The sequence below is a fragment of the Neobacillus cucumis genome, from assembly GCF_023715505.1.
In genome coordinates this window covers 37,439-52,034 of the sequence record NZ_JAMBOH010000014.1, presented here as the reverse complement: position 1 = coordinate 52,034, position 14,596 = coordinate 37,439, and the positions used below count along the sequence as shown (strand labels likewise).

Here is a 14,596-nt window from a genome sequence, read left to right as displayed (position 1 = left end):
GTGTTCCCTTGGACTATTTATTCTTAGCCAAGGGAACATCATCTAAACGGGTCATTAATATTGTCCTGAAACCCATTTCTATTTGATGTTATTTCAAGCGGAGTACCTAAAAAGTCTGTGTAACGTAAGTATGATTAAAATAATGGTAATTTTAGAATTAGTTAAAATTATCGAAATAACAGTATTTACATTTAATAGGTGCAGGAATATAATGAAGACAAGGTAACCGCTTACAATTGAGAATTCTAAAGGCTTCTATGTTATTCCTCACAAGAAATTGCTTTTATCTCAATTAAATGAAACCCATTTCATCAGCTACTGGGATCCATACATAATCAAAAACAAAATAACCGTATATGAATTTTTTGTAGGGGTATTTTTGAAACCCATTTCAAATCTCCTAGTTAAATGATATTGGTATATATCTTATATCCTATCTAAATCCTTTTGTTTCTTAAAAGAAAGTCTTTTTCAGGTACTAGATTAGCAATCTGCTAGCTCATCTTGTCGCTTGTTTTGTATGCTGGTTTGCCGCTTATTAGGTCAAATTATGTTGTTTAGGGGGGATTTATTTGAAAACTGTTACTGTGGAATCACCGACACCTATAGTTGAAAAACAAACAAAAACAAAAGAGTCCGCATTTAAAAGAATGTGGAAGAACCGAACCCTGCTTCTTATGTGTTTGCCTGCGATTATTTTCTTTGCTGTCTTTGCTTATCTGCCCATGCCGGGACTATATCTAGCATTTGTGAACTATGATTATTCACTTGGAATTTTTAAAAGCGCTTTCGTAGGCCTTGATAATTTTCGCTTTTTGGTCATGACCGGTGATTTGTGGAAGTTAACCTTTAATACAATTGCTTATAATCTAGCTTTCATTGTTCTAGGTAATTTCCTACAAATAGCAGTAGCCATCATGCTTAATGAACTGACAAATAAATGGTTCAAAAAAGTATCACAAACGATTATGTTTTTACCACACTTTATTTCCGCCGTACTAGTTGGACTTTTAGCCTATAACATACTTAGTTACGATTATGGTTTATTAAATTCATTTTTAAAAATGCTTGGCTTGGATCCGGTGCAGACTTACTCTAATCCCCATATTTGGCCTTATATTATTGTCATTACATTCCTATGGCAATCCACAGGCTATGGATCAATCGTTTATTTTGCTGCCATTATGGGTCTAGATAAATCTATTATAGAAGCTGCAGAAATCGATGGCGCTAATGCCTTCCAGCGTATTCGATATATCATTATTCCTTGGCTTAAGCCAACTTTCATCATTTTACTATTGTTCTCTTTAGGTGGAGTATTAAAAGGAAATTTCGGTTTGTTTTATAACTTAGTTGGGGCAAATAATACCATGCTCTATCCTACCACAGATATTATTGAAACCTATGTCTTCCGAACATTGATGACGAATTTTAACTTCTCATTAGGAAGTGCTGTAAGTTTATATCAATCTTTCTTTGGCCTCGTTATTGTCCTAGTGGCTAACTGGATTATTAAAAAGGTTTCACCAGATAACTCATTATTTTAAAGGAGGGACGTATTTATGGAAAATACGGCCAGACGAAATATAGATGTGTCTACTATAATGGTTCGTATTATTGGATATGGCTTTATCGGCGTTTTTGCTCTATCTTGTCTTTTGCCCTTTATCTTGATCATATCGTCTTCTTTATCAACAGAGAAGTCTATTATGGACCATGGATTTTCTTTATGGCCTAAAGAGTTTTCTACATTTGCCTATGAGATCGTTTTCCAGAATCCAAGACTTGTCATTGGATCCTATATCGTAACGCTCGGTATTACGATTGTCGGGACTGCGGTTGGTTTGTTTATTGTCGCAATGACAGGTTATGCCTTGCAGCGCCAGGATTTCTTGTATCGTAATAAAATTTCATTTTATATCTACTTTACAACCCTTTTTTCAGGTGGTCTTGTCCCGTTTTATCTATTAATTACGCAGTATCTGCATCTTAAAGATAATTACTTGGCAGTACTGCTGCCAGGATTGCTCAGTCCTTTTCTCATTATTATGATGAAATCCTTCACAAAGTCGATTCCACACGAGATTACGGAATCTGCGAAGATTGATGGTGCGGGAGACTTCACTATTTTTTTAAGGATTATTCTACCTATGTCTACGCCAGCCTTGGCGACAATCGGGCTATTCATTGCCCTTGGGTATTGGAATGAATGGTATAATTCCATGCTTTTCCTTTCACCTAATATGGAATATAGACCGCTACAGCTGTTTCTATATAACGTAATCACGAGTGCCGACTTTATCAGGAATTCAGCCGCATCCTCCAATGTACCGCCGCAAGACGTCCCATTGGAATCTATGAAAATGGCAACAGCCGTCGTAGCTACTGGACCGGTTATTCTATTCTATCCGTTTGTACAAAAGTACTTTATTACAGGAATTACAGTTGGTGCAGTGAAGGGGTAATAGAATATGACCCGAGGGGACTTCCTCGTATCATAGAGAGTAATAATTTTAATAATTTAAGGGGGAAATAGAATGTCCAAGATGAAAAAAATCCTGGCACTGATCATCATCATGATGTTGACCTTCAGCCTTGCAGCCTGTAGTGGCTCAAGCAAAACCAGTTCAGGAAACGCTGGAACAAAGGTGGACAAAAATGGAAAAATTGATATTTCCAAACCTGTAACCGTCACCATGATGGTGTTGGGGGATAAACCAACCAATGGACAAGTAGAAAAAGTATTGGAAAAAGTGAATGCTAAATTAAAAGAAAAAGTAAACGCTACGATTCAATTAAAATGGATTGAATGGGCTGATTATACGACAAAATATAATCTAACCCTAGCTTCTGGAGAACCTGTTGATTTAGTCATCACAGCAACTGACTGGTTAGATGCGTGGGGAAATGCACAAAAAGGGGCATTCATGGATCTTACCAACCTTCTTCCAACATATGCACCTAAGACATGGGCAGAGGTTCCCAAAGCTGATTGGGAGGAATCTAAGTATAAGGGCAAAATTGTCATGATTCCAGAGGACCAATATACTCAATGGGTTAACCACGGATTCTTCTATCGCACAGATTGGGCAAAAGAATTTGGAATCAATGAACATATTAGCGATTTTGAAACAATGGGTAAATACTTCCAAGGTGTTAAAGACAATAAACCTGGTGTCATTCCTTGGGATGCACAAGGAACAAACGTGACCACTGCATGGGGATATGTAACTTCTTATTCAGATGCAATTGAACTGCCAATTACGACAGGAGTATTCCCGATTTACTGGGCTAAATCCTATGATGAAAAGTATAATGTTATGAGTCCTATTTTCACAGATACATTTGTAGACTATGCAAAAATGATGAAACAATGGGGAGATGCTGGCTATTGGCGTAAGGATGTATTGAACTATAAAGGTGACACTAGAGCCGAATTCCAAGCGGGAAAAACAGGTGCTGACCAGCATCATACCCAAACATTCTCAGGTCTGCGCCCACAAATGGACGTGAAACAACCAGGTTCGGCTATCGATATGTTTGCTTGGTCTGATACACGGAACAACTTAATTTCAACATCCATTACACATGGTGCTATGGCTGTTGGAGCTCACAGTAAAAATCCTGAGCGTGCCCTAATGGTATACGATTTAATTCGAAATGATCAGGAACTTTATAGATTATGGAGCTACGGTATTGAAGGTGTACAATACGAAATTAAAGACGGAAAACGGGTTCAACCTGAAGGCTATGATGAAACAAGAGATACATTCTCTACTAACTTCTGGGGTGGCCGTATGGACAAGTACGAGATTTCAAGTGCCGACACATATGATGGCATTTCTGAGATTTACGCGAAGTACGATAAAATTAAGAAGCCTTACCCATATGGACGATTTGTGTTTGATAGTACCCCTGTTCAAGCTGAAATTTCTGCTCTATCACAAGTGACAGCCCAAATGGTACCAGCCATTGCATTTGGTAAAGCAGGCGATCCTGAAAAAGCTGTAAAAGATTTCCGCAAGAGATTAAAAGACGCAGGTTATGATAAGGTCCTAAAAGAAATCCAAAAGCAAATGGATGCATATAAAAAACAGGTAGAAGGTAATTAATGAGAGATTAATTGTAAGGGATAAAAGGGCTATCATTCTTGCTTGATAGCCCTTTATCTATCAGTCTGCCATTTTCAAATGGAAATAATACTAGTTAATTTGGGTAAGGGGTGTAAGCTGTATATGGTAAATGTAGTAACTCAAGAATGGAATCTGTCAGTTAAAAGTAGAAAGTTTAACTTTGATTGGAAATTCTTAAAAGGTGACCATTCTGATGCATTTAAAATTCAGTTTGATGATTCAGAGTGGCGTACATTAGACTTGCCGCATGATTGGAGTATTGAAGGTCCATTTAAAAAGGAATATGCTAGTTCAACAGGTTATTTGCCTGGAGGAATTGGCTGGTATCGGAAGAATTTTATCCTGCCTGACAACATCAAGGGAAAGAGAATAGTGATTCAATTCGATGGAATTTATAAAAATAGTGAAGTGTGGATTAATGGACAATTTCTAGGGAAAAGACCTTATGGATACAGCTCCTTTCATTATGATTTAACCCCCTATGTAAACTTCGGTACACAAGAGAATGTGATTGCGGTGAAAGTGGATCACACAGATTTTGCTGATTCCCGCTGGTATCCAGGGTCTGGTATTTACCGAAATGTATTTATCTATTTAACTGATCAGCTGTATATTAAGCCCTATGGTATTTTTGTCACCACTCCGAATATTTCATCATCAGAAGCAGAAATCCATATTCAAACAAGCGTGAAAAATGAAGAACCAAATGAAGCTAAATTCCAAATTGTACATCAAATTAAAGATGCTGCCGGCAAAGAAATCATCGCTTGCTCATCTGGGGAGAACATTGCTGCAAATGGTGAACAAGAATTTTCTCATTCGATCTTGCTAGAACAGCCGAATCTCTGGTCACCGGACAATCCGTATTTATACCGTGTGGAAACGACGATGATAAAAAATGGTGAAGTGATCGGTTTTGAGACGACTCCACTTGGTGTTCGATATTTTCATTTCGATGTAAATTCAGGATTTTTTCTTAATGGACAGATCATGAAAATGAAAGGTGTATGTCTCCATCATGATGCGGGGTGTCTTGGAGCGGCTGTTCCTGAAAAGGTCTGGCATCGACGGTTGCAGCTATTAAAAGAAGCTGGTGTAAATGCAATAAGAATGAGCCATAATCCACCCGCACCTGAGTTACTAGATATGTGTGATTCTTATGGGTTTTTAGTTCAAGATGAAGCATTTGATGAGTGGGAATATCCAAAGAACAAGTGGGTAGAGGGTTGGAATAAAGGCGAACCATCACTTGACGGATATGCTTCCGACTTTTCGGAATGGGCAGAGATCGATTTGAGGGATATGGTTTTAAGAGACCGAAACCATCCCTCGATTGTTTTCTGGAGTATTGGGAATGAAATAGATTATCCCAATGATCCTTATTCACATCCAGTCCTCGAAGATCGTTACAATCCGGACAAACCGGAAGCAAAGGGAATAGGTGAGATTGCAAAAAGACTCGCAAAGGTGGTAAAACAATACGATTCCACACGACCTGTTACAGCAGCTCTCGCAAGTGTGATTATGTCAAATGAAACGGAATTTCCAGATACACTTGACGTGGTTGGCTATAACTATCAAGAGTTTCTATATCCTGAAGACCATGTAAAATACCCTAATCGCGTGATTTATGGAAGTGAAAACGGAAGGCATCATGAGGCCTGGCTGGCTGTAGAACAGAATGACTACATATCAGGACAATTTATTTGGACAGGAATTGACTATTTGGGAGAAGCACGTGGCTGGCCGCTTCGTCACGCTACACCTGGATTACTCGATCTTGCTGGTTTCAAAAAGCCTTTATACTTTTTTAAACAAAGTGAATGGTCCGAAAAGGATATGGTCCATGTAGGCTTGACTTCTATTAAGGAAGAACATCCTGATCGAATTTATTGGGACCATGAAGTGGTCTGCCAATGGAAAGGGAAGGAAGGAGAAACAGTAAGGGTGGCTTGTTGTACCAATTGCCCTGAAGTGGACTTATTAGTAAATGGTGTATCTGTTGGCTTGAAAAAACGGGAGGACTTCCCAAATGGAACAATTTATTGGGACATCCCATATGAAAATGGTACGTTAAAGGCAGTAGGTAAAAGAAACGGAAACATTTGTTGTACACATGAATTAAAGTCAGCTGGTGAGCCAACTAAGTTACAGTTACTCGCGGATACCATTATTCTTAAAGCTGATAAACAGGATGTCGCACATATAGAAGTAAATATCCTTGATCAAGACAATAATCTTGTATATGAGGCGGAGAATCAAATAAATTGCGAGATTGAAGGACCTGGTGAAATGATTGGAATGGAATGCAGTAACTCTGTCAGCCATCAGGATTATAAAGCAAATTTTAGAAATGCCTATCATGGGAAATTATTAATTTATGTGCGGTCGACTGATGAACGAGGGACGATTACCTTAAAAACATCTTCTGTAGGTTTAGAAAGTTCAACTATCGAAATAAAGGTTGAATAAGAGCTACTTAAAGGTTTGAAGTAAAATATATTGGTTGGGAGTTGCTTACATGCCGTATAACAAGGCCTCTGACACATCGAATCCTAAAAAGGGGCACCGACTTATTGATATTCCTGCACACGACCCGTTCATCTTGTCGCATAAAGAAACAGATACTTATTATTTATATACAACCGGAATTCCAGAATTAACCGATTTAGAGAGAAATGGTGTACTAGCTTATAAAAGTAAAGATTTACTAGATTGGGAGGGACCAATTGTCGTTTTCGAGGTTCCTGATGGAACTTGGGCCCATCCACAGCATGGCACATGGGCACCAGAGGTTCACCAGTACCATGATAAATATTATTTATTCGTTACTCTTCATAATAGAGATACGAAGCTAGCTGAACCACCTGAAGTTTGGAACACCAATCATCTTCGTGGCACAAGCATTGCTGTATCCGATTCGCCAGAGGGCCCGTTTGAATTACTAAAAACGGATGGGCCGGTGCCGCCTAGAAATTTCATGACATTAGACGGAACCTTGTACGTGGATGAGGAAGGAACGCCATGGATGGTTTATTGTCATGAATGGATTCAGGTTATCGATGGTACGTTTGAGGCCATTCCACTAAAGGATGATTTATCTGCAGCAGATGGGGATCCGCAACATCTTTTTAAAGCTTCGGATGCCCCGTGGATTAATGCTGAACGAAAGCCTGATGTGAAGCCTTCGGTTTATGTATCAGATGGATGTCAATTATACCGGACAAAAGGTGGTCACCTTCTGATGCTGTGGTCAAGCTATAACAATGAGGGGTATGTCCAAACGATAGCTAGATCTAGGTCAGGTAAGTTAGAAGGGCCTTGGGAGCAAACTCGACCCGTTGGTTGTTGGTGATAGTGGACATGGGATGCTGGTCAAAACATTTGAAGGGGATTGGATGCTTATTCTTCATCATCCATTCAGTACACCTGAATCCCGGGCAAAGATTTATGAAGTAGAGGAAACGGAAGATAGCTTTAGGGTTATTAAAGCTAGAGTGGATCTTCATGATTAAATAGAACAAAGTAAATAAAATTCCTCTCGGTCAGAGAGGAATTTTATTTGGCTGGTCGCTATCCGCAAGTTGGTGCAGCTATCCACAAGTATGGGCTGTCTTCCGCAAGTTAGCGCTCACTATCTGTAAATTAGGGCTTGCCAACCACAAGTAACCTAGCCTTCTATCATATTTTTTTCAACTGGAGCATTTTGTTCTAATTGAACAATCCTTGTAAATACCTTATAGTAGGCAAAGAATCCGAGAAAAGAGATAACCGAGCCGCTGAAAAATGGCAATAGAAAGGTTATTTTCATCAAACTAATATACAAAATGACAATACTGATAATGGCAATCCCAAACGAAAGGATGGGGCTAGCAATCGATAAAATGAACACATTCTTTAATGCTTGTCCAAGTCTCGTTTCTGTATGAACGGTATGGGCAAAAAAGAAAAGAGTAATGATGAACAGCCAAATCATTAGGAATAAAAATAGGTAACTGCCTAGGAAAATGCGGGAATGAAAATAATAATAATCAACGCCAACAATCGCCCAAAGAACAGTAAGAATCAATCCCCCGACGAGACTCCTCTTATAATTTTCCTTATAGTATTTCCAAAAGAATCGAATAATTGGCACTTCTTCTTTCATAATCCATTTCCTGACAATGCCAAACATAGCCGTGGTTGCAGGAAATAAAATAAATGGTGCCAGCACGGCAATGGTCAAAATTAACATGGAAATTTGCGACATCTCATTAACAGTAAATAAAGATAATACTAGGTAAGCAATCGGAAAGTTAAACAAAACCCATAACAGATTGGTGCCGGCAAGCTTTGTAATCCACTCAAAAACGGGATTTAAACGTTCTAAGACATTATTCATTTTTTATCAACTCCAGACCATTCTTGTTGAGAAGTAAGTAGGTAATTAACACCTATGTAAACTCTTTCATTATAACATAAATTAAAGTCGAAAAGTGTATCTTGATGGAACAAACGAGGTATTTTTTACAAGAATTACAAAGGTAAAGAGCCTTTTATGGAGATCATAAAAAGGCTCTACATACTAATTTTGATATAGATAGTAATCCTGAGAATGGTAGCTTCTAAATCCACATGATTCATAGAGCTTAAGAGCATGCGCATTTTTCGCCTCGACCTCGAGGAAAATAGACAATCCTTTTTGAAACTCCAGCTTGACAACTCTTGATAGAGCCTTTCTGCCAATTCCTTTTCCCTGTAGTTCAGGAAATACCGCAAATCCATAAATCCAAGCTTCACTATCTGATTCAGCCACACGCATTTTTCCGGCAGCTTTGCCGTCTGCTTCAATGATGAAATTTTCCTTAAAGTGGTTTTCTCTGAGTTTCAGATTATACTCCCGAGATTCTTGCTCCTCAAAACAAAAGGCCAAGACTTCAAGCTGTACTTCAGTTTCAAAATCCTCCGTTGTGGTAGAAGGCCTGAGGGTAACTGCAGGGTCTTCGATTAAATTTGTTTTCTGCCATTTCATTTGATATTCGGCTACTGAAAAGGTACAAGGAATATTCTTTAAAAACTCCTTTGCCGATAAGGAATCAGTAGGGGCATTTAATAAAATTGTCTGGATGTTCCGTTTCTTTGTTTCCTCAAGACCCATTTCTAGCAACTTAGAAAAAATACCTCTTCTGCGGTAATCTGGGTGAACCATCCCGCAAAGCTCTACCTTATTGCCAAACACATAGCTGCCAAGAAAACCGACAAGTTTACCTTCCTCATAATGAAAGAAGTCTTCCTTTTTAATTCTGTTTCTATTTTCTAGCATGTCAAAATTAAGTTTTAGCTGGAATCCGCCGTCTTGCTCACACACCTCTTGAAGTGCTTTTATAGAAGCTAATTCGTCTTTTGTTAACATGATATCACCTCTGTTCGTAATCCTCTCATTCTATTCTTTTCTAAATTGCTTTTTTCCTTCTTTGATTGTCAAATATTGTAAAGGTATCTTTTTTTTCTTATTTTTTTAAGAACGCCTTTTATTTCTTTTATAAAGGCTGACTCCGTAAACTTTGTTGTTTTTTATAGAATTTAAGAACTATGTTATTATAAGATAAATATATGTATTATTTAACAATTATTTAAATATTTGGATGTGGTGGTTAAAAGATCATAACTAATACAGGGGATGAATGCGTCAATAGTAACTGCCAAAAGGTTGTAAAGATAGGAAAGGGGGGAACGCATTTATGATCCCAACAAAAGTTGATTCCATTTCAACCACTACGATAAGAGAAAAAGGCTTGGAATCCGTCGTCGATTGGTTCGATCAGCATAAACAATCGTTCTATGCACTTGGTTGGTCCTATCTTATGAATCAGCAGCAAGTGGAAGAGCTTTTTTATCGGTCGATTAAAAAGGTCCAAAAGCAGTTGCCTAGATATAAAAAAGATATACCAGTCGAAACGTGGATTACCTCCATTTTCATACATATCTGCCGGGAGCTGTCTAATAATAGAAGTGTACAAGTTTCAGAGGATAGTGAACCACGTCAGGTTTTATTTAAAGCAGTTGATCAATTGAAAGGGTACGAGAAAGAAGCGATCCTCCTTACTTATGTAAAAGGAATCTCTAAGGAGGGGGTAGCGCATCTTCTCCAAGTTTCAGTGGAAAAGGTTAAAGAGCTTTTGTTTTCTGGTATTCAGTCACTTAGAAAAGAACTGGGATATGGATCAACCTTTAATGGCTGTAAGGAGTATCATAAGGATTACATTGATTACTTAGAAAGAACCCAAGATCGGTCGAAAAAGATTGATTTAGAGATACATATTTATCATTGTCAAGGATGTCAGGAGGATTTGGCTACCTTTCAAGAAGTCATGTTAACCATGTTAGATCTTACTGAAACATTTCAAGATTTGCATGTGCCATCTGGTTTCATGGAGAACGTCAAAGATAAGCTCGCCGAAGAGGAAAAGCAAAGACGACAGAAGATCAAAAAACGTAAAAGGAAGGGACCTGTTTTTGCGAGCTTATTCGCATTGTTAATGGGTATAGTTTTTTTTATGGGGGTGTTTACTAACCTCTACTATTCATGGACAGTAGAAGATCAGCAATTACGTGCCTTTCTTCGACAGGACCTTGGTGAAAGGCTGAATCTGGAAGCAAAAAGCAATGGGGTGAAAATTAAGATTAAAGGTGCGATTGCTGATGATGTTCAGACGATTGTTTTTTATGAAATAGAGGATACAAATGAAGATAATCAATATGTGATAAATTATGATTATGGGGTTAATGTGGAGAACGAATATGACATCATGAGCAGAGAAGCATATCAAAGGTACGATCCTCCAAATCTTGAATCGGATGTAAACACACAGGAAAAGAATATGTATCGAGGAAAGATTAGTCTACTGCCACTCTCCAAGGATAACGGGACAATTAAACTGCAGATCACAAAGATTCAGAAGTTGGATCGTAATTCCACTAAACGGAATGGTTATTGGGCTGATGAGAAATTGGAATATGAAACGGGGGAGTGGGACTTTGAGATTCCTGTAACAAAACAACCCTCTGTCGAATATGCATTGGAAGAAAAAACAGAAGTCGAGGGAATCCCGGTTCGATTTGATAAACTTACGATTGCTCCAACAACTACGATTTTGCAATATAGTATTAATAGTGATCAGTCAAAAAGACGGATAGAAACTCTCAATATTGACTATTTAGAAGTGAATAATAAGAAAGCTAAACCTGATTTTACTGGCAGCTCTTTTCCAGATTCACAACAAGACATGAATTGGACTACTATTCAAACAAACTTTGATCCGCTTTTGGGAGAAAAGCCAAAAGAGATTAACGTTAAACTGGGTTCTATTTATTTAAGTTTTGAAGACCAAAAAAACATTGAACTGGATGCTTCTCTGAAATATCCTCAAACCTTTGAATATGCAGGCAGTACAATCTCCATTGACAAGGTGGAAGTTGGACAGCCGACCAATGTTGTCATAAGCAATCATGAAATTGAGAATCGCGCATATGAGTCGCTTCAATTTCGCATTGTGGATGAGAGTGAAAAGGAAGCTAGTTCAATCGAGATGAATACCGATGGAGTGCTAGTTGATAAAAACGGAGTGGAATACGATAACGATACGCCTGTCCCATACGAAGAAATCAAGCAGCCTCGTTATTTCTTTACCGTTCTAAATATGAAGTTAGACAATGATAGCACTGGAGAAAAAGTGATTCCTAAAAGGCTCGAGATTTTTGGATATAATAAAACAAAATATTTGGAAGACGTTGTGAAGATTTCTTTGGAATAAATATTTAAGTTATTCATGACATAGGGACAGGCTAGTCCAATTAAATTGGTAGACAAGGAACCTGTCCTTTTTCCTAAATGTAGTCGGATGACTCCTCACGAACTTTCAATAGTTTTATAATTAATAGTAAACATTTCGTTTAGTAATTCTTCAAATACATTATCAATAAACGACTCATTTCCAGCCTCAAGCCAATCATCAGGAATAATACGATAAAAGCAATTGCCGCTTTTTAAATAACTGTAAATAATTTGCGCCTCATCAAGTTCCTCTTTACTGACTACAATGGAAGAGCAGGGATGGGCCTTTTTAAAATAGGTTAATAGGTTATTCATTATGTTCCCTTGCTTTTGTTGGCTATTTAGTTTTTCTCGATATAAAATTTTGTTCCCCTTAATAAGAAAAAGTTTGTACGTAGACTCAGTTAAGGATTCAACGATGACAATATTTTGATTTGCCTCTGTGAACTCGATGACCTGTTCCTTATCGAGGAGGGCATTGATCGTTTCAAGGATGTTCCGATATTTTGCCGCCAGTTCAAACTGGAATTGTTCGGATGCAGCTAACATCCTCTGCTCAATTTCCTCCAGTATTTCTGTGTCCGTCCTATTTAACAATGAAATGATTTTGTCTAATATTCGATTATATTGTTCTAAAGCGGAACCTCCCAGACACATTCCGATACACACTCCTAAAGTGTAATTTAAACACGGTCCATGTTTCATGGATGGGTTGCTGCAGCAAATTTTAAAAGCTTCTTTTATTCCAATGATAGCTCTTTCGACGGTGTGCTTGTTTATATATGGTCCGAAATATAAATTCCCGTCATTTTCAACAAAGGAGTGGGCCATTTCCAAGACCCGCTTTCCTTCAACTATTTTTATAACGAGATAAGTATAGGATCGGGGACTTTTCATTTTTTTGTTAAAATGAGGCTTTAATTCCTTGATTAGTTTACATTCGAGCAGAAAAGCTTCGAATTCCGTGTCCGTAAGAACATAGTCAAAATCGTTAAGGTTAGCCACCATCATTTTAATTTTTTGAGGATGTGCTTTTGATTGTTGAAAATAAGACTGCACTCGCCTCTTTAGGTTTTTGGCCTTACCCACATAAATGATATGGCCATGGGAGTCCTTCATCAAATAAACACCTGGAGTTAGTGGCAAAGACTTTACCTTTTCTTTTAGTTTCATAGTGTGTTCACTCACCAAATAATAATAGATAGTTATTATTTTAGCACATGAAGGGATTACCTAGGAGAGTGCTTATATAGATAAACAAGCAGAATTAACATCACAATGTCTAAACGAGCTTGAAAAGCAAATGGAAGGAAGCCGGTGTGCAACAAGGGAACCTTTGTTAATAGAAGGGCTACGACCATGATGCCAATTAAAGGTACAACCGCATTTTTAACAGATTTATTGATTAATAGTAAAATTCCGCAAACCATTTCTAGGAAAATGACTAGCTTTAACATTTGCTGAGGATAGGGCAGTCCTAATCCAAGAAAATGGTTCGCTAATTCAGAACTCATTAATTTCATAAGTGCAGAGGTAATAAAAACATAGGCGACTGCGTATCTGATTAAGTTATTTGCTGTTAAATACGTTTTCATGAAAAATCCTCCTTTGTACATCTTTATGTATAAAGAGGGACTGACCATTACAAAAACACCAAAGAAAATTAGGAGTGCAAGGCAGAAAAATAAAAAACCACTGGCGTGGTTTTTTAATCGCGCAATGATCCTGCCTCCCGGGAAGTCATTGCACCTTGTCCTTGGCTTACATCTTTTTGAATTTCTTGTTTTACTTTTTGTGCATCTGTTCCAGCAAATTCTGGATTCATAATCGAACCGGAGCCCAAATTCTCTTTAGCTTGTTGATCCTGTTGCATACTAGACCTCCTCGAATTTTGTTTACAATCTTATTATTAGAACAAATAAATAGGGAAAAATAATAACAACTTATTTTTGGGTTGATTTTATTCTTCCTCATTTCTAGATATGTTCTCCTGTTTCAGCTTCAAATATAGCTATATTTTTCTTTCCTTCCTGATTGTTGAAAAGCTTTACCATCTAGGCGGGCTTAGGGTGAATGTTATTGGAGTTATGGATGGATCCGAATGGAGGGAGGAAGAATTGATGAGGAATAAGGAAAAAGCGTATCTAATTGCCATAATAATTATACTTGCTTTATTTATGGCTGGAAAGTTTGCACTGGATGCAATTTTTGGGGATATGTGCGGTAACGACATTAAACAAAAAATCCATTCTCCAAATGGTGAAAATATAGCATATCTTTTCGAAAGAAATTGTGGAGCTACGACGGGACATTCTCGCCAATTATCCATTTTAAATAAGGATGAAAAGTTCCAAAATGAATCAGGAAACACATTTAGGTCGGATAAAGAATTTTCGATGGCTAAACGACAAGAACTTGAAAGTGATTTATGATAAATCCTCTGAAACCTACAAAATGGATAAAGAAGTGAATGGGGTTAAGATCCTTTATGCAGACAAAAAGGCGACGGGAAAATGAGCTATTTAGGGAGATTAAGGAAGGGCTGAGGGAGCCTAGAGTTTTATTGAAGATATGCTAGACGATAAAGTTAAAGTTGAAAAATACATCATGGGCCTATCTTATGATAAATTCATAGAAAATGATTTAGTTT

13 protein-coding genes are annotated in these 14,596 nt (G+C 37.7%); 8 read left to right on the top strand and 5 right to left on the bottom strand.

All coding sequences use genetic code 11. The features are described from left to right. Positions 1 to 650 precede the first annotated feature (650 nt). The 6 genes from M3226_RS19000 (at position 651) to M3226_RS18975 (ending at position 7,648) form a co-directional block, all read left to right on the top strand. Positions 651 to 1,547, top strand: coding sequence for an ABC transporter permease (locus M3226_RS19000; RefSeq protein ID WP_251568357.1), 897 nt, complete (start codon positions 651 to 653; stop codon positions 1,545 to 1,547). Between the two features lie 15 nt (positions 1,548 to 1,562). Further along, positions 1,563 to 2,465, top strand: coding sequence for a carbohydrate ABC transporter permease (locus tag M3226_RS18995; protein WP_098528260.1), 903 nt, complete (start codon positions 1,563 to 1,565; stop codon positions 2,463 to 2,465). A gap of 72 nt (positions 2,466 to 2,537) precedes the next feature. After that, positions 2,538 to 4,112: an extracellular solute-binding protein gene (locus tag M3226_RS18990; RefSeq protein ID WP_251568107.1), complete on the top strand. Its 1,575-nt coding sequence runs from the start codon at positions 2,538 to 2,540 to the stop codon at positions 4,110 to 4,112. A 123-nt stretch (positions 4,113 to 4,235) separates the two neighbouring features. Next, positions 4,236 to 6,605, top strand: a complete 2,370-nt coding sequence (locus tag M3226_RS18985; RefSeq protein ID WP_251568105.1) for a glycoside hydrolase family 2 TIM barrel-domain containing protein — start codon at positions 4,236 to 4,238, stop codon at positions 6,603 to 6,605. A 49-nt stretch (positions 6,606 to 6,654) separates the two neighbouring features. Next, positions 6,655 to 7,488 (top strand): glycoside hydrolase family 43 protein, encoded by an 834-nt coding sequence (locus M3226_RS18980; protein ID WP_251568103.1) that lies wholly within the window; start codon positions 6,655 to 6,657, stop codon positions 7,486 to 7,488. Beyond that, positions 7,475 to 7,648: a hypothetical protein gene (locus tag M3226_RS18975; protein ID WP_251568101.1), complete on the top strand. Its 174-nt coding sequence runs from the start codon at positions 7,475 to 7,477 to the stop codon at positions 7,646 to 7,648. Before M3226_RS18980 ends, M3226_RS18975 begins: the two co-directional genes overlap by 14 nt. Positions 7,649 to 7,803: 155 nt before the next feature. Here the strand turns inward: M3226_RS18975 and M3226_RS18970 are convergent, their stop codons facing one another. After that, positions 7,804 to 8,514, bottom strand: coding sequence for a YesL family protein (locus tag M3226_RS18970; protein WP_251568099.1), 711 nt, complete (start codon positions 8,512 to 8,514; stop codon positions 7,804 to 7,806). A gap of 183 nt (positions 8,515 to 8,697) precedes the next feature. Continuing rightward, a complete protein-coding gene (locus M3226_RS18965; protein WP_251568097.1) occupies positions 8,698 to 9,525 on the bottom strand; it encodes a GNAT family N-acetyltransferase in 828 nt (275 codons plus the stop codon). Positions 9,526 to 9,853: 328 nt separating this feature from the next. On the opposite strand from M3226_RS18965, the gene M3226_RS18960 reads away from it, so the two are divergent. Further along, the gene (locus tag M3226_RS18960) at positions 9,854 to 11,926 is read left to right on the top strand and encodes a DUF4179 domain-containing protein (protein ID WP_251568094.1); all 2,073 of its coding nucleotides are present in this window, start codon (positions 9,854 to 9,856) and stop codon (positions 11,924 to 11,926) included. A gap of 95 nt (positions 11,927 to 12,021) precedes the next feature. Here M3226_RS18960 and M3226_RS18955 read toward each other — a convergent pair whose 3' ends face one another. The 3 genes from M3226_RS18955 to M3226_RS18945 all read right to left on the bottom strand — a co-directional run bounded on the left by M3226_RS18955 (position 12,022) and on the right by M3226_RS18945 (position 13,819). Continuing rightward, on the bottom strand, positions 12,022 to 13,119 hold the full coding sequence (locus M3226_RS18955; protein ID WP_251568092.1) for a GIY-YIG nuclease family protein: 1,098 nt from the start codon (positions 13,117 to 13,119) through the stop codon (positions 12,022 to 12,024). A gap of 56 nt (positions 13,120 to 13,175) precedes the next feature. After that, complete coding sequence (locus tag M3226_RS18950) at positions 13,176 to 13,541, bottom strand: DoxX family protein (RefSeq protein WP_251568084.1); 366 nt, start codon at positions 13,539 to 13,541, stop codon at positions 13,176 to 13,178. Positions 13,542 to 13,654: 113 nt separating this feature from the next. Beyond that, complete coding sequence (locus M3226_RS18945) at positions 13,655 to 13,819, bottom strand: hypothetical protein (RefSeq protein WP_251568082.1); 165 nt, start codon at positions 13,817 to 13,819, stop codon at positions 13,655 to 13,657. A 247-nt stretch (positions 13,820 to 14,066) separates the two neighbouring features. On the opposite strand from M3226_RS18945, the gene M3226_RS18940 reads away from it, so the two are divergent. Next, complete coding sequence (locus M3226_RS18940) at positions 14,067 to 14,378, top strand: hypothetical protein (RefSeq protein ID WP_251568081.1); 312 nt, start codon at positions 14,067 to 14,069, stop codon at positions 14,376 to 14,378. Positions 14,379 to 14,596: the final 218 nt, after the last annotated feature.